The following is an 18,633-nucleotide window of genomic DNA, read 5'->3' as shown; positions in this document are numbered from 1 at the left end:
TCAGTGGAAGCTGTCGCCGCAGGCGCAGGATCCGGTCGCATTCGGATTGTCGATGGTGAAGCCCTGCTTCTCGATGGTGTCGACGAAGTCGATGGTCGCTCCCATCAGGTACGGCAGCGACATCCGGTCGGTGACCACGCTGACGCCGCCGAAGTCCTTCACGCTGTCGCCGTCGAGCTGCCGCTCGTCGAAGAAGAGCTGGTAGCGCAGGCCGGAGCAGCCACCGGGCTGGACGGCGATCCGCAGCGCGAGGTCATCTCGCCCCTCGGCCTCCAGCAGGGACTTGACCTTCCCCGCGGCGACCTCCGTGAGCACCACGCCCCCGTCGACACCGGCCTCGCTCGTCTGGTCCTGAACCGTCATGTTCCCCTCCACTTCGCAGGCTGATTGTGGGTGGCTCGGCAACGAGTCTATGCCGCGACCGAGACGGCTCCAAACACCCGTCCGCTCAGTGTGCCCAGCTACGCGCGATCCGCGCGGACAGGGCCGTGAGCTGACCGGGCGTGACATCGGGCTGCGCCGCGAGTGGCGAGGGGTGCACGGCATGCGCGGCCTCGATCCCGAGGGTACGCATCTCGCGTGCGCCGATCAGGACGGTGCCCGCCAACAGCACCACCGGGGTCATCGACTCGGCACCCCAGTCGGCGACGGCCGCGATCACGCCCCCGCCCCGGCGGGCGAAGTCGAAGGTGGTGCAGCCGGTGACGATCAGGTCCGCTGCCCGCAGGGTCTGCGGCAGGCGGGCAAGCTCGGCGACCAGGTCGCCGCCGGTGCGCACCCGGGCGCCGAGGGCCGCCAGACCATAGGCCACTCCCCCGGCCCCCGCGCCGGGCGCCGCGGCGGCGGCCTCGTCGCCGCCCGCGCGGGTCAGCGCGGCGGCGAAGGACTCCAGGGCGGCGTCGGTGGCCAGCATGGTGGCGGCGTCGACATCGGCATCGCGGCCACGCAGGGAGGTGATGCCGCGCAGGCCGAGCAGGTGCCGTCCGGTCTCGTCGGCGGGCACGGCGAGATCGACGACGGTGGCGCCGAGGCGTTCGCGCACCGGACCCAGATCGAGATGACCGATGCCGCTCAGCCCGGCCGCGCCATGGTCGAGCGGACGATCGGCGGTCGCGCCGAGCCCGGCGAGGATGCCCGCGCCCCCGTCGTGGGCGGCGCTGCGACTCAGGTCGAGGACGATCCGGTCCGGCGGCGTCCGATCGGCATCGAGCGCGTCGGCGAGTGCCCGGCCGACCGCCAGGGAGCTGGCGGACGGATCCCAACCGCCCGGGTCGGCCGTGGCATCGGCCACGGCGACCAACAGCACGCCCCCGGCGCGCACACAACTGGCGACGGCCGAGCCGTCCGGATCTCCCGGCAGCAGGGTGACCTCGGCGCCGAGCAGGTCGGCCACCGCCTGGTCCAGCCCTTCGCCGGCCTCCCCGATCGGCACCACGGCGAGCTGGGCGTCGGGGGCGGTCTCGCGCCAACCGAGCGCGATTGCCTGCCCCGCGTCGGCAGAACTCAGCGAACCGATCCGGTCGCTGGCCACGAGTACGCGCATTCGCTCATCCTTGCGGAGCGGACCCCGGGTGACCAGTCGCGGTCGGATCAGCCGTTGGGGATCAGACCCTCGTCGCGATCGCCGAGCAGTTCGTGCACCTCCGCGAGCGACGCATCGGCCGCCGGCAGGATCAGATCGGAATCCACGAGCGCGTCGTCCGCGAGCGGCGTACCCGCATCGATCACGGCGGCGTGCAGGGCCTGCAGCGCCTGGCCCAGTGCCTCGGGATCCTCGGCCTTGACCGCGGCCTCGACCTGGTCGTCGAACGGATCCAGGGTCGCAACGGCGTCATCGGGCAACTCGAACTGGCCCTCGCCGACGATTCGGATGATCACCGCTGTCCTCCCTGGGCGGTGCCGCCCTGACCGTTGCCGTCGACCGGGTACGCCTCGAAGACCTGTTCGCCCTGTGCCTGGGCCTGCGGCTGCTGGGCGGGCTGACCGGCGCCGCCCTCGATCGCCTCGCGCTGCCCGCCGGCGGGGCCGGTGCCGAGCTGTGCCTTCATCGCGGCCAGCTCGTTCTCGACATCGGAGCCCGACGACAGCGCCTCCAGCTCGCGGGTCAGGTCGTCCTTTGCCGTGCCCGTCGGGTCCTCCAGGGCACCGCTGGCGAGCAGCTCGTCGATCGCGCCGGCGCGGGCCTGCATCTGCGCGGTCTTGTCCTCGGCGCGCTGGATCGCCATGCCGACATCGCCCATCTCCTCACCGATGCCGGTGAAGGCCTCGTTGATCCGGGTCTGCGCCTCGGCGGCGGAGTAGGTCGCCTTGATCGTCTCCTTGCGGGTGCGGAAGGCGTCGACCTTGGCCTGCAGGCGGCGGCTGGCCGAGACCAGCTTCTCCTCCTCGCCCTGCAGTTGCGCGTGCTGGGTCTGCAGGTCGCCGAGCTGCTGCTGGATGCCCGACTTGCGGGTCAGCGCCTCGCGGGCAAGATCCTCACGGCCCTGCTCGAGGGCGGCCTTGGCCTGGTTGTTCAGCTTGTCGATCTGCTGGTTGAGCTGGTTGGCCTGCAGCTCCACGCGCTTGCGGCTGGTGGCCACATCGGCCACGCCCCGGCGTACCTTCTGCAACAGATCAAGCTGTCGTTGGTAGGAGTAGTCAAGGGTCTCGCGCGGGTCCTCGACCTTGTCCAGTGCCTTGTCGGCCTTGGCGCGGAAGATCATCGACATGCGCTTGAATACGCCGCTCATGAAAAGCTGGGTCCTTCCCGTAGTTGACCGCCCGACACGTTGACCGCTGGACACGATGACCGCCGGCCACAAGTCTGATCGGTCACCAGCCTATGCGCATGGTGGGGCCGACGACAGGGCACTGGGGCCGAGTCGGGGTAGGGCGCGGTTTCGATTCCGGGGCCCGCCGGTGCGAGAATGGCGGTTCGACCAGCCCCAGAAGCCGAACGTCGGCACTGACCAGGAGGATCCGGGTGCCCCTGTTTCGCCCCTACCAGCCGAGCGACCGCAGCGAGGAGGCGGAGTCCGGCAAGGTCCGTCGGGCGGTACGCCGGGAGCGTGCGGCGCAGGTGACCGAGCCCGCTCCGGAGCCGGAGAGCACCGACAGCACCGAGGATCTGGGGGTCGGCAGCGACGGTGCGGGCGGTCCGGTCGGGCGTACCCGGGAGAAGAACCGGCCGACCCGGACCCGCAAGGAGGCCGAGGCGGAACGGCGGGCGAAGGCCCGGCCGAACCTGAGCAAGAAGGAGGCCCGCCGGTTGGCCACCAGCCAGCGCCGCGAGGCGCGGATGGCGGCGATGGCCGAGCGCGACAACACCCCGGAGAAGCAGTTGCTGCGGGACTTCTTCGACGCCCGGTGGAATCTGTTGGAGTTCTTGCTGCCCGCCCTGTTGCTGATGCTTGCGGGCACCGTGCTGGCCAGCGCGATCCCGGCGATCTCGACGATCAGCCTGGTGGTGACGTACGCCTTCCTCGGCCTCGCCCTGCTCGACTTCTTCCTCGCCTGGCGACGGTTCCGCGCGCTGCTGGACCTGCGGCTGCCGAAGTCGTCGCCGAAGGGCCTGCTGTTCTATGCGGTGAACCGGGCGATGCAGATCCGCCGGTTGCGGATGCCTCCCCCGCAGGTCAAGCGCGGCGAGAAGATCTGACCGGGGTAGCGTCTCCGCGTGGGTGATCAAGCGAACCGGATGCGGCGCGGCGAGTGGTATCTCGACGAGCCCGACCTGATCACCGAGCGCAGAGAATGCTGGCGGGTGCTCGACCGCTTCAACGCGACGGGTCCCGATGACGACGACATGCGCCGGGAACTCCTGGCCTCCCTGCTCGGCGAGCTCGGCGTCGGCGCCGTGGTGCTCCCGCGGTTTCGGTGCAGCTACGGCTCCCACACCCGGATCGGACCGAACGCGTTCGTCAACGAGGATGCGATCTTCATGGACGACGCGCCGATCACGATCGGCGCCGACGCCCGGATCGGCCCCCGAGCCCAACTACTGACCGCGCTGCACCCGATGGATGATCATGAACGCCGCCGCGCCGGCTGGGAACGACCCGAGCCGATCACGGTCGGTGAGAATGCCTGGCTCGGCGGCGGCGTGATCATCTGCCCCGGGGTGACCATCGGCCGCGATGCCGTGATCGGCGCCGGCAGTGTCGTCACCCGCGATGTGCCGGCCGGGACCTTCGCAGCCGGCAATCCGGCCCGGTCGATCCGCGATCTGTGACCACTCCGGCCCGGGACGAGGTTCCGCTCAGCGCCGCGGGAACTCCCCGCCGGCACCGTCCGGCCCGGGCGCTTCGTCGGCGGGGCCGCTCCCGGGCCCGTCACCGGGGTAGGGGCCGGCGGGTGGCGTACCCGGTGTGGCCCACCCGGGCACGACGGTGCCGGGCGGAACCGGTCCGCCCTGCATCCAGCCGTGATAGAGCTCCCGATAGCCGTAGTCGGTCTGACCGGGCACGGAGTAGCCCGTCCCGGGTCGCGGCACCGGGAAGTTGGCGCCGAACTGCGGCGGGCCCGCCGGCGGATAGGTCTGCAGGAAGACCAGCGACTCATACGGATCGGGCCAGTCGCGGGTCGGCGCGGAGCCGCTGGGCAGCGACGGGATCCCGCTCGGCACGAACTTCGGCGGCCAGAACAGCGCGCCGGGCTTGCTGCGGTCGCGCAGCGCCTGGGTCCGCCAGGTCAGCACCGGATGGCTCTGCATCAGGTTGACCAGCCAGGTCCACAGGCTGCGCTCCTGGGTGGCCCGGTCGGCGAACTCGTTGGTGTCGACGTTCACGTTGAGGTACTTGCCGGCCGCGAGTGTTGCCATCGCCCCGGACGCGCCGGGCGCGCAATAGCGGTAGCCGTAGTTGTCCGCGGTGTACTCCTGCGCGCGGGACAAGAACCCGCGCAGCGGCGGGATCTGGTTCAGCGCGGTGGTGAAGACCAGCCGGAAGTAGCTGACGTGGCCGGCGGCGATGTGGCCCACCTCGTGGCCGATGATGAAGCGCAGCGCGTCCGGGTCCCGGGCCTCGCCACCGATCTCGAACAGATCGGAGTAGACCGCGACGAACCGCCGGAACCCGTGCCCGGCGGCGAAGGCGTTGATCTGGCCGTTGCCGAGCACCACATAGGCATCCGGGACACGGCGCAGGCCGGCCTCGTAGGCCGCCTCGCAGACCATCCGGTAGCCCTGCGGGAACTGCGTCGGGCTCATCCGCACGCTGTTCACCCGTAGCTGCGCATACATCGTGGCGCGACTCACGAAGATGATCAGCGGCAGCAGCAGGGCGAGCAGGATCAACTGGTCCAGCACCCCGCTGGTGTCGCCCTCGGTGACCGGCGTACCCGTGGCGATCAGCACGATGAGCACCACCACGCCGACGTAGTTGGCCAGGGTCAGCGCGATCCCGATCACCAGCCAGGGCAGCTCACCCGGGTGCCGCATCGCCAGCCGCTGCGGGCCGGGCATGATCGTGGCGAAATTGGTCAGCGTCGGCGCCGCCGGATCCCGCTGCTCCGGCGTGGGGTCCGGGGGCACCGCTGGGGGGACGTTCTGGCTCACGAGATCGACCCTAGCGAACCGACGGCTGCACGAAAGGCGGCTTGTGAATGGCGAAGTCGGTGACCCGGCCGCGGATGTCGACGCCGACGATCCCCTCGGCGACGGCGGTGTCGATCAGCGCCAGCGCGATACCGGTCCTGAGCGTCGGCGAGAAGGTGCCCGAGGTGACGACGCCGATCTCGGCCCCGTCGGCGTCGCGTACCGCCATCCCCGGCCGCGGAATCCCGCGCCCGGTCGCCTGCAGGCCGCGCAGGGTACGCCGTGGCCCGGCCTCCTTCTCCGCGCGCAGCGCCTGATGCCCGGCGAACTCGGGCTTCTTCCAGCCGACCGCCCAGCCCAGCCGCGCCTGCACGGGACTGATCGTGGGCGAGATGTCCTGGCCGTGCAGCGGGTAGCCCATCTCGGTACGCAGGGTGTCCCGCGCGCCGAGGCCCGCCGGGGTCAGCCCGGCGCCATCCCCCGCCGCCAGCAGCGCGCGCCACAGCGCGGGCCCGGTGGCGCTCGGCGCGACCAGCTCGTAGCCGCGTTCGCCCGTGTAGCCGGTGCGGCAGACGGTGATCGGCTCGCCGTCGAAGTCCGCGGCGACCCAGGACATGTAGTCGTGCCCGGTGGGCAGCCCGGCCGCGGACAACACCTCATCGGCGCGCGGACCCTGGACGGCCAGCACCACGAAGTCGCGGTGCTGGTCGGTGACCGTGATGCCCTCGGGCGCGGCGGCGGCGAGGATGCGGACGACCTCGGCGGTGTTCGCCGCGTTCGGGATGAGGAACACCTCGTCGTCGGAGCGCAGATAGGCGATCAGGTCGTCGACCACGCCGCCGTCGGGCGTGCAGAGCAGGGTGTACTGGGCCTGCCCGGGCCCGATCCTGTCCAGGTCGCCGGCGAGCTGGGTGTTCAGGAAGTCCTTCGCGCCCGGGCCGGCGACGAGGGCCTTGCCCAGATGGCTGACGTCGAAGATGCCCGCCGCGGTCCGCACGGCGGTGTGCTCGGCAACCACGCCGGCGTACTCCAGCGGCATCGTCCAGCCGCCGAACTCGGCGAACTTCGCGCCGGCCTCGACATGGCACTCGTGCAGCGGGGACTCGATCGGCGTGCTCATGTCGCCACACGTTAGCCTGACCGGGCACCGCCGACGCGCGTGCGCGTACCCACCGGAAGGAACCCGCTGTGTCTGCTCCCGCCCTGCCGCCGATCGAACTGGTCAAGACGCCGCCCAAGCAGCTCGACGCGCTGATCGTCGGCGCCCGGGACACCGGCGACGGGCTGGCCGTGGTCGGGCTGCCGGACGCGCTCACCAAGACGTTCGGGAAGGGATTCGGCGGGCCGCAGGCGTATGCGGCCGCGATGGGGGTCACCGGCAAGCTCGGCGAGACCACGGCGCTGTCCGGCGACGGGGTCCGGGTGGTCGTGGTCGGGCTGGGCGATGCCGAGCCCGATCCCTACGACCTCCGCCGGGCAGCCGGTGCCGGGGTCCGCGCCGCTGCCAAGCTGGCCGGCAGCGACCCCCTCGACGTGGCCGTGTCGCTGGATGCGACCGAGCCCGAGCTGCTGCGGGCGGCGGCCGAGGGCGCGCTGCTCGGGGCGTACGGCTTCGCGGGAATCCGGTCGGAGGAGCAGCCCGCGAAGATCGCCCGGATCAGCCTGGTCGGCCCGGCGCGCGCCGCCGGGACGGAGGCGGTACGCGAGGGCGCGGTGATCGCCGAGGCGGTCGCCCGCGCCCGGGACTGGGTGAATCTGCCCGCCAACCTGCTCTATCCCGAGACGTTCGCCGCCCAGGCCAAGGAGCTCGCCAAGGGCACCAAGCTCGGCGTCGAGGTGCTCGACGACAAGCAGCTCGCGGCGGGCGGCTACGGCGGCCTGACCGCGGTCGGCGGCGGCTCCTCGCGCGGCCCCCGACTGATCCGGGTGACCTGGGCGCCGCGCGGGGCGAAGGCGCACCTGGCGCTGGTGGGCAAGGGCATCACGTTCGACTCGGGCGGCCTGGACATCAAGCCGCCGGACGCGATGTACACGATGAAGTGCGACATGGCCGGCGCCGCCGCCGTGCTCGCCGCCGTCCGGGCGATCGCCGATCTCGGCCTGAAGATCAAGGTCACCGCCTATGCCGCCTGCGCAGAGAACCTGCCGTCCGCGACGGCGTACCGGCCGAGCGATGTGTTGACCATGTACGGCGGGAAGACCGTGGAGAACGGCAACACCGATGCCGAGGGCCGGCTGGTGATGGCGGACGCGCTGGCCCGCGCGACCGAGGACTCCCCCGACGCCCTGGTCGACGTGGCCACCCTGACCGGCGCCGCGATGATCGCGCTCGGCGACTCGGTCGCCGCCGTCCTGTCGCCCGACGAGGAACTCGTCGACGCCGTGATGGACGCCGCCGACGCGGCTGGCGAACTGTTCTGGCCGCTGCCGATCACCGAGGAGGCCCGCGACAAGCTCACCTCGCAGGTCGCCGACGTGAAGTCGACCGGTGACCGGGCGGGCGGCGCGCTGACCGCGGCCGCGTTCCTGGAACACTTCGTCGCCGATGTGCCGTGGGCCCATCTGGACATCGCCGGGCCGGCCTTCGTCGGTGGCAAGAGCCCCGACACCCACATCGGCCCCGGCGGCACCGGCGCGGCGGTCGCGACGCTGGTCGAGCTGGCCCGCGGACTGGCCCGCTGAGCTACTCGCCCGGCCGCAGCTTCTGCCGCCGGTTGTAGTCGCGCAGCCGCTGCGGGTAGCCGCTGACCAGCGCGTCGAAGACGGGGATCTGCACCCGCTTCGCAAAGCCCCGCCCCCACGCGGCGTCCGGGATCCGGCGCCGCGTGGACTCACCGTCGTGGGCGACCAGCAGCAGCGACAGCCGGTCCAGCGTGGTCGGTGGCTCGATGAAGGCCTCGACGCCGGCGCGGGTCGCCGCGAAGTCCTTCAGATGTTCCTCGGCCGCGGCGATCTCGGCGCGCGCCATCTGCTCGCCCTTCGGTTTGCGCCCGCGCAGCCGGTCCAGCCATGACATGGGACCAATTATTGCCACCATCGCGAGCGCCGGGGTGTCGCCGACCCGGGACGCTTCCCCGGTGGGCGAGACGGATGCCTGTCTGACAGGATCGCGGCATGGCTGACCAGAACTACGACGTGGTGGTGCTCGGCGCCGGCAGCGGCGGGTACGCCTGTGCGCTGCGCGCCGCCGAGCTGGGGCTCTCGGTGGCGCTCGTGGAGCGGGACAAGGTCGGCGGCACCTGCCTGCACCGGGGCTGCATCCCGACCAAGGCCTGGCTGCACGCCGCCGAGGTCGCCGATGTCGCACGCGATGCCGAACAGTTCGGTGTCCGGGCCAGCCTCGACGGCGTCGATGCGGCCAGGGTCGGTGAGTACGCCGACCAGGTCGTTGCCCGCCTGTACAAAGGCCTGACCGGTCTGGTCGGCAGCCGCGGAATCGAGACGGTCGCGGGCTCCGGAGTCGTCGAGCGCGAGGGCGATCGGGTCGTGGTCCAGGTCGGCGACCGGACGCTGCGCGGGGCGGCCACCGTGCTGGCGACCGGTTCGGCGCCGCGTACCCTGCCCGGCATCGAGCCGGACGGCGAGTTGATCATGAACTCCGATCAACTGTTGCGCGCCACCGAGCTGCCGCAGTCCCTGATCGTGCTGGGCGGCGGCGTGATCGGCGTCGAGTTCGCCAGCGCGTACGCCTCCCTCGGCACCAAGGTGACCATCGTCGAGGCCCTCGACCGGCTGTTGCCGACGGAGGAGCCGGAGTCGTCGAAGGCGCTGGAGCGCGCTTTCCGCAAGCGCAAGATCGAGATCGTCACCGGTCGGCCGGTGGCCGGCGTGCGAACCGCCGACGACCGGGTGCACGTCGAGGTGGAGGGCGGGCGCGAGCTGGTCGCCGACCGGCTGCTGGTGGCCGTGGGCCGCGGCCCGGTGAGCGAGGGGCTCGGCTATGAGGCCGCGGGTGTCGAGACCACCCGCGGTTTCGTGATCACCGACGAGCGGCTGCGCACCTCGGTTCCGGACGTGTACGCCGTGGGCGACCTCGTGCCCGGCCTGCAACTCGCCCACCGCGGCTTCGCGCACGGGATCTTCGTCGCCGAGGAGATCGCCCATGCCCGGGGCCTGCTCGACGAGGCGCCGACCCCGGTCGCGGACTCGACGATTCCGCGGGTCACCTACAGCCATCCCGAGGTCGCCTCGGTCGGCCTGTCCGAGGTCGCTGCCCGCGAGGGTGGCGAGGTGGAGACGTTCAGCTACGAGCTCGGCGGCAACGGCAAGTCCCAGATCCTCAAGACCGCCGGCTTCGTGAAGCTGGTACGCCGCAAGGACGGCCCCGTGCTCGGCGTACATCTGGTCGGCGACCGGGTCGGCGAACTGATCGGGGAGGCACAGTTGATCACCGCGTGGGAGGCCTTCCCCGAAGACGTCGCCGCGCTGATCCACGCCCACCCGACGCAGAACGAGGCGCTCGGCGAGGCCCACCTGGCGCTCGCGGGCAAACCGCTGCACGTGCATGGCTGACAGGCCGCACTCCGGCAGGCGGCTGCGGCTAGGCTGACCCGGAGCGAACCGTTCGAAGGAGAAGCTGGGAGATCATGTCGACCCCTGTTGAATTGCCTGCTCTGGGCGAGAGCGTCACCGAAGGAACCGTGTCCCGCTGGCTGAAGCAGGTGGGCGACACCGTCGAGGCCGACGAGCCGTTGCTGGAGGTGTCCACGGACAAGGTCGACACCGAGATTCCGTCTCCGGTCGCGGGCACGCTGCTGGAGATCAAGGCCGCCGAGGACGAGACCGTCGAGGTCGGCGCCGTGCTTGCCGTGATCGGTGACGCATCGGAGGCCTCCGGCGACGGCGACACGTCCGGATCCGGCGACGCGGCTGCCGAGGACGAGGCTCCGGCCGAGAACGACGAGGTCCAGGAGCAGGCCGACGCCGGCGATCAGGCCGCTCGGACCAACCAGCAGGCCGACGACCCCAACCGCGAGGACGCCGCCGAGGCGGCCGAGCAGCCCGCACCGTCGGCCGACACCGCTCAGGCGTCGGGCGGATCCGGCACCGAGGTGAAGCTGCCCGAGCTGGGCGAGTCGGTCACCGAGGGCACGGTCTCGCGCTGGCTGAAGAGCGTCGGCGATGCGGTCGAGGTCGACGAGCCGTTGCTGGAGATCTCCACCGACAAGGTCGACACCGAGATCCCCGCCCCCGTCGCGGGCACCCTGCTGGAGATCCGCGCGGATACCGACGATGTCGTCGAGGTCGGCGGCGTCCTCGGCGTGATCGGCGAGCAGGGCGCCGCTCCCGCCGACGGTGGCGGCGAGCCCGCGGGCGACGAACCGGCCGCCCAGCCGACGTCGGAGCCGGATCCGGCCGAGCAGGCCGACGATGCGAGCGATGCCGACGCCGGTGACGAGGGCGGCCAGGCGCCGATCCCGACGCCGGACGACGACGGCAGTTCCGCCGCGTCGGACGAGCCGGCGAAGCCCAAGCAGACCGAACAGCCCAAGCAGGACGAAGCCAAGCAGGACGAGCCGAGGCAGGACGAGCCGAAGCGCGCCCAGGCCGGCGAGCAGCAGGGCGCGGACCGCGCACCCGCCGCGCGCCGGGCGGGCGGGGACGACTCGGGCTATGTCACGCCGCTGGTCCGCAAGCTCGCGCAGCAGCACGATGTCGATCTGTCCTCGATCGAGGGCACCGGCGTCGGCGGCCGGATCCGCAAGCAGGACGTGCTTGCCGCGGCCGAGTCCGCCAAGGCCCCCGCCCCGGCGCAGCAGCCCGCCGCCTCCTCGGCGACGGGCAACAAGGCTCCGGCCCAGGTCGAGGTCAGCCCGAAGCGCGGCACTACGGAGAAGATGTCGCGGCTGCGGAAGACGATCGCCACCAAGATGGTCGAGTCGCTGCAGACCTCGGCCCAGTTGACCGCGACCGTCGAGGTCGACCTGACCCGGGTCAGCCGGCTGCGCAACGCGATCAAGGACGAGTTCGCCGCCCGCGAGGGGGTACGCATCTCCCACCTGGCCTTCATCACGAAGGCGGCCATCGAGGCGCTCAAGGCGTACCCGAATCTGAACGCGACCGTCGACACCGAGGCGGGCGAGATCACCTATGCCGCAGCGGAGAACGTCGGCATCGCCGTCGACACCGAGAAGGGCCTGATCGTCCCGGTGATCAAGAACGCCGGCGACCTGTCGATCGCCGGGATCGCCAAGCAGATCAGCGACCTGGCCGCGCGTACCCGTGATTCCAAGATCGGGCCCGACGACCTGACCGGGGGCACGTTCACGATCACCAACTACGGCTCGGCGGGCACGCTGTTCGACACCCCGATCATCAACCAGCCACAGGTCGGCATCCTCGGCACCGGCGCGATCGTGAAGCGGCCGATGGTGATCAGCGACGAGAACCTGGGCGAGACGATCGCGGTCCGCGACATGATGTACCTCAACCTCACCTACGACCACCGCGTGGTCGACGGCGCGGACGCGGCACGCTTCCTGACCGCGGTGAAGGCGCGCCTCGAGGAAGGTGATTTCGGCGCCGAGCTCGGGGCCTGACGGTCGCGGCGCGGCTGATCACCCCGGAGCCCCGGCGGTGATCAGCCCATGCCTGCGGCGATCAGCCCGACGCCCGCACCGACCAGCCCGATCACCAGGCTGGCAACCCCGGCCCAGAGCAGCACGATCAGCCGGCTCGGCCGGGCCGGGTCCTGGCCGAGCACCGACAAGAAGAATCCGGCCGGGATCAGGATGGCCGAGAACAGCACGCCGCCGGAGAGCCAGCTCCACGGCGCGGCCACGCCACCGAGCGTGACGAAGAGCTCGATCACCATGCCGAGGATGACCAGCACCCCCGCATGCGCGTGACCGGCTCGGAAGAACGACTTCTGCAGCGCATTCGCCTCGTGCCGACCGGTCGCCACCCGGAGCAGGAAGGTGCCGCCGAAGGCGATGGTGATCACGATCAGCACCAGGATCCCCGTGCTGACCAGTTGTGTGTCCGACAGCGGCATCGCCCGCCCCAATCTTTCCAGTGGAAACTTGTCAGTGCCAAGACTGACCGATCCCATCACCGGACCGCAAGTCTTTCCGGTGGTAAGTTTTTGCCATGTCGTATCACCACGGCGATCTGCGCCAGGCCTTCCTGGCCGCCGCGGCGCGCGCGATCGAGGCCGACGGCATCGACTCGCTCAATCTGCGCGCGCTGGCCCGCGAGCTCGGCGTCACCCACACCGCCCCCCGGCACCACTTCGGCGACCGGCGCGGCGTGCTCACCGCGCTCGCCAGTCAGGGCCACGACCTGCTCACCGACCAGCTCGCCAAGCACGAACGACTGATCGACTCAGGCGTCGCCTATGTGCTGTTCGCCGTCGCCCATCCCGCCCACTTCAGGGTCATGTTCGCCCCCGAACTGCTGGACAACGACGATCCCACCCTCGGCGCGGCCCGCGATCGCCTGGCCGACGAGCTGACCCGCGGAGCGGGGCAACCCCGCGGCGCCAGCCCATCGGGAGATCCGGCGCTGCTCGCCCCGTGGGGCCTGGCCCACGGCATCGCCACGCTGGCCGTCGCGGGCAACCTCGGCCCGACCGACACCCCCGCATTCCGGAAGCTGGTGCGGGCGACCCTGGGACGGCTGGCCACGACATCGCACGCGTAGGCTGGCGATCATGGCGGAGCTGGTCTTTCCCGATCTCGGCGTCGACCGCGGCGAGCTGGTCGACTATCTGCAGGCCTGGGAGCTGCAACGGCGTACCCACGCTGCGGTGGTCGCCGGCGAGGCCCCGCCGACGGTCCTGCTGCTGCAGCACCCGTCGGTCTACACCGCCGGGAAGCGGACCGAGCCGGCCGACCTGCCGTTCGACGGCACGCCGGTGATCGATGTCGACCGCGGCGGCAAGATCACCTGGCACGGCCCGGGCCAGCTCGTGGCGTACCCGATCATCACGCTGCCGGACTCCGTGAAGGTCGTCGACTACGTCCGCCGCGTCGAGGAGGCGATGATCAGGACGCTGGCCGATTTCGGCATCGTCGCCGGCCGCGTGGGCGGCCGCTCGGGCGCGTGGCTGCCCGGCGACGGGGTGCGCGGCGAGCGCAAGATCGGCCAGGTCGGCATCCGCGTCTCGGCCAACACCACCATGCACGGCATCGCGCTCAATGTGGACCCCGAGATGGCCTACTTCGCCAACATGATCCCGTGCGGCATTGCCGATGCCGGCGTCACCTCGATGGCGATCGAGTTGCAGCACGGGGTGCCGATGCCCGAGGTCGCGAGGTCCCTGCGTACCCACCTGTCCGAGCTGCTTGCCTTCCGCTCCTACACCCCCGCCCCGGACCTCGCCCACCCCGCGCCGGTGACCGCCTGATCGATCACGCCCCGGGGGTAGACTCCGAACGGTGACGACCCTCCCCGAAGGACGCAAGCTGCTGCGGCTCGAGGTGCGCAATTCCCAGGTGCCCATCGAGAAGAAGCCGTCGTGGATCAAGACGACGGCGAAGATGGGCCCGGAGTATCGCGAGCTGCGCAATCTGGTCGCCGACGAGGACCTGCACACGGTGTGCCAGTCCGCCGGCTGCCCGAACATCTTCGAGTGTTGGGAGGATCGCGAGGCGACCTTCCTGATCGGCGGCGACCAATGCACCCGGCGCTGCGACTTCTGCCAGATCGACACCGGCAAGCCCGCCGAGTTCGACCGCGAGGAGCCGGTCCGGGTCGCGGAGTCGGTGCGCAAGATGGGGCTGCGGTACGCCACGGTCACCGGCGTGTGCCGCGACGACCTGCCCGATGAGGGCACCTGGCTCTACGCCGAGACGATCCGCAAGATCCACGAGCTGAACCCGGGGGTCGGGGTGGAGATGTTGGCCCCGGACTTCTCCGGCAACCGCAACTACCTGACCGAGATCTTCGCCACCCGGCCGGAGGTGTTCGCGCACAACGTCGAGACCGTGCCGCGGATCTTCAAGCGGATCCGCCCGGGCTTCCGCTTCGACCGCTCGCTGGATGTCCTGCGCTGGAGCCGCGAGTTCGGGCTGGTCACCAAGACCAATCTGATCCTCGGCATGGGCGAGACCCGCGCGGAGGTCTCCGACGCGCTGAGCCAGTTGCACGATGCCGGCGCGGAGATCATCACCATCACCCAGTACCTGCGCCCCAGCCCGCGGCACCACCCGATCGAGCGCTGGGTCGAGCCCGCCGAGTTCGACGAACTGGCCGACGAGGCGCGCGAGATCGGCTACGCGGGCGTGATGAGCGGCCCGTTGGTGCGTTCGTCGTATCGGGCCGGTCGGCTCTATCGTCAGGCGATGGATTCCCGTACCGACCAGTGAGAGATTCGAAGAAGAACCGATGAGCACGCCGAACCAGCCGAAGTCCCGGGCCGAGGTGCGCAAGGCCGTCCAGGCGGCGAAGGAGCGCGCCAAGGCCCTCGAGGTCGAGCAGAAGGCCGCACGCAAGGCGGCCAAGGAGCGCCGCAAGAGCTCCAACGACCCCTCCGACATGGGCCCGCTGCGCCAGATCCGCGAGGCGTACAAGATCACCAAGCAGTTCGAGCCCCGGCTGCCGTGGATGCTGCTGGGTGCGTTCTTGCTGCCGGCGATCATCGGCCTGCTGATCGGCCTGGCGATCAACCAGCCGGTCCTGTTGACGATCTTCGGCCTGCTGGTCGGGCTGCCGCTGGCGATGCTGGTGCTGGTGAACCGGACCAAGAAGGCGACCTTCAAGCGGTTCGCGGGCCAGGCCGGCTCGACCGAGGTCGCGTTGTCGATGCTGCCGAAGAAGAAGTGGATCTCCACGCCCGCGATCACCGCGAACAAGTCGATGGATTCGGTGCACCGCACCGTCGGGCCGGCGGGGATCGTGCTGATCGGTGAGGGCGAGCCCGGACGGGTACGCCAACTGCTCGCCAGCGAGGCCAAGAAGCACGAGAAGGTCGTCTACGAGGTGCCGGTGACGACGATCGTGATGGGTGATCGCGAGGGCCTGGTGCCGCTGGACCGCCTCGCCGACCACATCAAGAAGCTGCCGAAGAAGCTGGAGCCGCACGAGGTGACCGAGGTCACCTCGCGACTCAAGGCCCTGGATGCGGTACGCCCGAAGCTGCCGATGCCGAAGGGCCCGGTGCCGACGTCGATGAAGGGCCTGCGTCAGGGAATGCGCGGGCGCTGAGCCGCGGCTGCCCTGCCCCGGCCGGTCGGGGGAGCCGGCCGAGGCAGGGTCTTCGCCGGCCGGCGCTGTCGAGACTAGGACCGCCCCGATTCGCCAGCCAGTACTCCGTGCGATGCACGCGACACCACTTGCGAACCTTGCGGCGTTATGGTGGACGACGGGGCTTCGGGCGAGCCGTCGTCGGGTTGCCGCGAAGCCTCGAAGACCCGAGGCGAAAGCATGGAGATGTCATCCGCCCTGTTCGAGCCGGTGCTCGACACGACCGATATCGAAGCGGCCCGCGACAGCGTCGGCCGCGCCTACGTACCGCACCTGATCCGCCCGCGCGACGCTGGAAACGGCTTCCACGGACTCCACCTGAGCCGCCAGCTCGGTGCGGTCGCCGTGGACCGGATCAGCTACGGCAGTGACGTCCAGGTCATCCCGGAGACCAACCTCGGACAGCAGTACTGCGTGATGCACGCGGTCAGCTCCCGAATCACGGTCGCCAGCGACGGCGACAGCGTCGAGCTGGAGCCCGGCCGCTCGGTTCCGCTCGACGAGACACGCCTGTTCCGGATGCACTGGCGCCCGGGGGCCGTCGCACTGAACCTGCGGATCGACGTTGGCGTCCTGCGCCGGCACGTGGTCGAGCTGACCGGCGAGGCGCCGGGGCCGCTGCGCTTCGACCTGGCCGCCCCTCCCACCCCGACCACCGCCCGACGCTGGAATGCCGTGGTCGATTTCCTCGCCGGCCTCCCCCAGGACGCCGGGCACGCGTCGCCGCTGTGGATCGCCGAGCTGGAACGGTTCGTGGTCGGGACGCTGCTCAGCACCCACACCAACACCATCGCCGACCGACGAGAGTTCGCCGACACCACCGTCGCCGGCCGGTCGGCGCGGCTGGCCCACGACTACCTGATCGAGCACGCGGACGAGTCGATCTCACTGCACCAGCTCGCCCGTAACCTCGGCATCACGCCACGAGCGCTGCAACTCGCCTTCCGACGCAACTACGACATGACGCCACGGGAGTTCTTGCGGTCGGTACGCCTGCAGCGCGCGCATCTCGACCTGGTCGCCGATCCCGATGCGACGATCTCGGCGATCGCGCACCGGTGGGGCTTCTCCTCGCCGAGCCGGTTCGCCGCGCATTACCGGCGACCTTCGGTCAGCCCCCGTCGCGGGCCAGGAGCGGTGCCGCCGCCGGTACACTGCACATCTCGTGACTGCCCATCTGGTGAGTGCCGAGCGGGTCTCCAAGACCTACGGCACGCGTACCCTGCTCGACTCCGTCACCATCGGCCTGTCCACGGGCGATGTGGTCGGTGTGGTCGGCCGCAACGGCGACGGCAAGTCGACATTGCTCGGCATCCTGACCGGACAGATCGAGCCGGACTCCGGTCTGGTCCGGCACAGCGCCGGCCCCTCGATCGGCCACCTGCACCAGCGCGCGGATCACCATCCCGGCCAGACGGTGCGCGACCTGATCGTCGGCGGCCGCCCCGATCACGTCTGGGCGGCCGACCCGGTGGCGCGGCCGATGGTGCGCGAGCTGCTGCGCGACATCGATCTGGACGCCGAACTGGACACGCTGTCCGGCGGCGAGGCCCGGCGCGCCGAGCTGGTCGCGCTGATGTTGGGCAACCACGACCTGTTGGTGCTGGACGAGCCGACCAACCACCTGGACGTGGAGGCGGTCGACTGGCTCGCTGCTCACCTGAACTCCCTGCAGCGGCGCGGCACGGCGATGCTCGTGGTCAGCCACGACCGCTGGTTCCTCGACGCGATCTGTTCTCGGATCTGGGAGGTGCACGACGCGCGGGTGGACCCCTACGACGGCGGGTACGCCGCCTACGTGCTCGCCCGCGCCGAGCGCCAGCGCCAGGCGGCCGCCTCGGAGGCGCGCCGGCAGAACCTGGTCCGCAAGGAGCTGGCGTGGCTGCGCCGCGGGCCGCCCGCGCGTACCTCCAAGCCGAAGTTCCGGATCGACGCGGCCAACGCACTGATCGACGACGTACCCGAGCCGCGGGACAAGCTGGCCCTGGCCCAACTGGCCAGCGCCCGGCTCGGCAAGGACGTGATCGACCTGCACTCCGTCGGGCTGGCGCTCGGCGGGCGTACCCTCCTGGACGGCGTGACCTGGTCGCTGCCGCCCGGCGCGCGGATCGGGCTGGTCGGGGTGAACGGGTCGGGCAAGTCGTCGCTGCTGAAGGTGATGGCCAAGGAGCTCTCGCCGGACTCCGGGACCGTCAAGCACGGGCTGACCCTGCGGCTGGCGCATCTCAGCCAGGCGGTGGCCGAGCTCGATCCGGGCGATCGCGTGCTGGAGTCGGTACGCCGGCTGGCCGAGCGGACCACGCTGGCCACCGGCCGGGAGACGAGCGCGTCGACGCTGCTGGAGGACTTCGGCTTCACCGGCGACCGGCTGGTGACCCGAATCGGCGACCTGTCCGGCGGCGAGCGGCGCCGGTTGCAACTGCTGCGGCTGCTGCTCGGCCAGCCGAACGTGTTGCTGCTCGACGAGCCGACCAATGATCTCGACATCGACACCCTCACCGTGATCGAGGATCATCTCGATTCCTGGCCCGGGACGATGGTTGTGGTCAGCCACGACCGGTTCTTCCTGGAGCGGGTGTGCGATGTGACGTACGCGCTGCTCGGCGACGGGTCCTGCGTGCTGCTGCCCGGCGGGGTCGAGGAGTACCTCGCGCGCCGGCGGGAGGTCGAGCCGCCGGAGGCCGCCCCCGCCGCGGGCTCGGGAGGGGGCACCGCGTCGTCGCAGCAGCTTCGCCAGGCCCGCAAAGATCTGGCGCGGATCGAGGGCCAGCTCGGCAAGCTCGATGATCAACTCGCCCGGCTGCACCAGCAGATGGCCGATGCGGCCAGCGATCACGAGAAGCTGATCGCTCTGCAGGGCGACCTTGATCAGCTTCAGGCGCGCCGCGACGAGCTGGAGAATGCTTGGCTGGCCGCGGCGGAGCTGGCCGAGTAGG

Annotated in this window: 18 protein-coding genes and 1 pseudogene; 11 read left to right on the top strand and 8 right to left on the bottom strand. The window is 71.0% G+C overall.

Annotation, left to right across the window (positions count from 1 at the left end; translation table 11 throughout):
* The 4 genes from GGQ54_RS13025 to GGQ54_RS13010 form a co-directional block, all read right to left on the bottom strand.
* Positions 1-363 (bottom strand): HesB/IscA family protein, encoded by a 363-nt coding sequence (locus GGQ54_RS13025; RefSeq protein WP_179445774.1) that lies wholly within the window; start codon positions 361-363, stop codon positions 1-3.
* Between the two features lie 85 nt (positions 364-448).
* Positions 449-1,543, bottom strand: a complete 1,095-nt coding sequence (locus GGQ54_RS13020; protein ID WP_179445773.1) for a glycerate kinase — start codon at positions 1,541-1,543, stop codon at positions 449-451.
* Positions 1,544-1,590: 47 nt separating this feature from the next.
* The gene (pspAA, locus tag GGQ54_RS13015) at positions 1,591-1,878 is read right to left on the bottom strand and encodes a PspA-associated protein PspAA (protein ID WP_179445772.1); all 288 of its coding nucleotides are present in this window, start codon (positions 1,876-1,878) and stop codon (positions 1,591-1,593) included.
* On the bottom strand, positions 1,875-2,729 hold the full coding sequence (locus GGQ54_RS13010; protein ID WP_179445771.1) for a PspA/IM30 family protein: 855 nt from the start codon (positions 2,727-2,729) through the stop codon (positions 1,875-1,877). The genes pspAA and GGQ54_RS13010 overlap by 4 nt, the downstream gene beginning before the upstream one ends.
* A gap of 233 nt (positions 2,730-2,962) precedes the next feature.
* Between GGQ54_RS13010 and GGQ54_RS13005 the strand changes: the two genes are divergently transcribed.
* Positions 2,963-3,637: a DUF3043 domain-containing protein gene (locus GGQ54_RS13005; protein WP_179445770.1), complete on the top strand. Its 675-nt coding sequence runs from the start codon at positions 2,963-2,965 to the stop codon at positions 3,635-3,637.
* A gap of 18 nt (positions 3,638-3,655) precedes the next feature.
* On the top strand, positions 3,656-4,210 hold the full coding sequence (locus GGQ54_RS13000) for a maltose acetyltransferase domain-containing protein (RefSeq protein WP_179445769.1): 555 nt from the start codon (positions 3,656-3,658) through the stop codon (positions 4,208-4,210).
* A 27-nt stretch (positions 4,211-4,237) separates the two neighbouring features.
* Here the strand turns inward: GGQ54_RS13000 and GGQ54_RS12995 are convergent, their stop codons facing one another.
* A complete protein-coding gene (locus tag GGQ54_RS12995) occupies positions 4,238-5,533 on the bottom strand; it encodes a M48 family metallopeptidase (RefSeq protein ID WP_218843865.1) in 1,296 nt (431 codons plus the stop codon).
* A 10-nt stretch (positions 5,534-5,543) separates the two neighbouring features.
* Positions 5,544-6,632, bottom strand: coding sequence for a glycine cleavage system aminomethyltransferase GcvT (gene gcvT, locus GGQ54_RS12990; RefSeq protein WP_179445768.1), 1,089 nt, complete (start codon positions 6,630-6,632; stop codon positions 5,544-5,546).
* A 68-nt stretch (positions 6,633-6,700) separates the two neighbouring features.
* Here gcvT and GGQ54_RS12985 point away from each other — a divergent pair, with 68 nt between their 5' ends.
* Entirely contained in the window at positions 6,701-8,194 is a 1,494-nt protein-coding gene (locus GGQ54_RS12985; protein WP_179445767.1) for a leucyl aminopeptidase, read from the top strand.
* A 1-nt stretch (position 8,195) separates the two neighbouring features.
* Here GGQ54_RS12985 and GGQ54_RS12980 read toward each other — a convergent pair whose 3' ends face one another.
* Positions 8,196-8,528 carry a hypothetical protein gene (locus GGQ54_RS12980; protein ID WP_246292642.1) on the bottom strand — a complete coding sequence of 111 codons (333 nt, stop codon included), beginning with the start codon at positions 8,526-8,528 and terminating at the stop codon, positions 8,196-8,198.
* A gap of 98 nt (positions 8,529-8,626) precedes the next feature.
* Here GGQ54_RS12980 and lpdA point away from each other — a divergent pair, with 98 nt between their 5' ends.
* Positions 8,627-10,024: a dihydrolipoyl dehydrogenase gene (lpdA, locus tag GGQ54_RS12975; protein ID WP_179445766.1), complete on the top strand. Its 1,398-nt coding sequence runs from the start codon at positions 8,627-8,629 to the stop codon at positions 10,022-10,024.
* A 74-nt stretch (positions 10,025-10,098) separates the two neighbouring features.
* Positions 10,099-12,051, top strand: coding sequence for a 2-oxoglutarate dehydrogenase, E2 component, dihydrolipoamide succinyltransferase (gene sucB / locus GGQ54_RS12970; RefSeq protein ID WP_179445765.1), 1,953 nt, complete (start codon positions 10,099-10,101; stop codon positions 12,049-12,051).
* A gap of 41 nt (positions 12,052-12,092) precedes the next feature.
* On the opposite strand, the gene GGQ54_RS12965 is transcribed toward sucB, so the two are convergent.
* Positions 12,093-12,506, bottom strand: coding sequence for a hypothetical protein (locus GGQ54_RS12965; protein WP_218843864.1), 414 nt, complete (start codon positions 12,504-12,506; stop codon positions 12,093-12,095).
* Positions 12,507-12,601: 95 nt separating this feature from the next.
* Between GGQ54_RS12965 and GGQ54_RS12960 the strand changes: the two genes are divergently transcribed.
* The 6 genes and pseudogenes from GGQ54_RS12960 to GGQ54_RS12935 all read left to right on the top strand — a co-directional run bounded on the left by GGQ54_RS12960 (position 12,602) and on the right by GGQ54_RS12935 (position 18,632).
* Entirely contained in the window at positions 12,602-13,153 is a 552-nt protein-coding gene (locus tag GGQ54_RS12960) for a TetR/AcrR family transcriptional regulator (protein ID WP_179445764.1), read from the top strand.
* 10 nt (positions 13,154-13,163) lie between these two features.
* Positions 13,164-13,859 (top strand): lipoyl(octanoyl) transferase LipB, encoded by a 696-nt coding sequence (lipB, locus tag GGQ54_RS12955; RefSeq protein WP_179445763.1) that lies wholly within the window; start codon positions 13,164-13,166, stop codon positions 13,857-13,859.
* A 31-nt stretch (positions 13,860-13,890) separates the two neighbouring features.
* Positions 13,891-14,820: a lipoyl synthase gene (gene lipA, locus GGQ54_RS12950; RefSeq protein ID WP_179445762.1), complete on the top strand. Its 930-nt coding sequence runs from the start codon at positions 13,891-13,893 to the stop codon at positions 14,818-14,820.
* 19 nt (positions 14,821-14,839) lie between these two features.
* Positions 14,840-15,658, top strand: a complete 819-nt coding sequence (locus tag GGQ54_RS12945) for a DUF4191 domain-containing protein (RefSeq protein ID WP_179445761.1) — start codon at positions 14,840-14,842, stop codon at positions 15,656-15,658.
* A 147-nt stretch (positions 15,659-15,805) separates the two neighbouring features.
* Positions 15,806-16,789 (top strand): annotated as a pseudogene (locus tag GGQ54_RS17765) (AraC family transcriptional regulator); the annotation flags it as partial.
* A gap of 73 nt (positions 16,790-16,862) precedes the next feature.
* The gene (locus tag GGQ54_RS12935) at positions 16,863-18,632 is read left to right on the top strand and encodes an ABC-F family ATP-binding cassette domain-containing protein (RefSeq protein WP_343045957.1); all 1,770 of its coding nucleotides are present in this window, start codon (positions 16,863-16,865) and stop codon (positions 18,630-18,632) included.
* Position 18,633: the final 1 nt, after the last annotated feature.

It is taken from the genome of Naumannella cuiyingiana, assembly GCF_013408305.1.
In the GTDB taxonomy this organism is placed as follows: Bacteria; Actinomycetota; Actinomycetes; order Propionibacteriales; family Propionibacteriaceae; genus Naumannella; species Naumannella cuiyingiana.
Note: the sequence above shows the minus strand (reverse complement) of the source record. Positions and strands in the feature narration are given on the sequence as shown.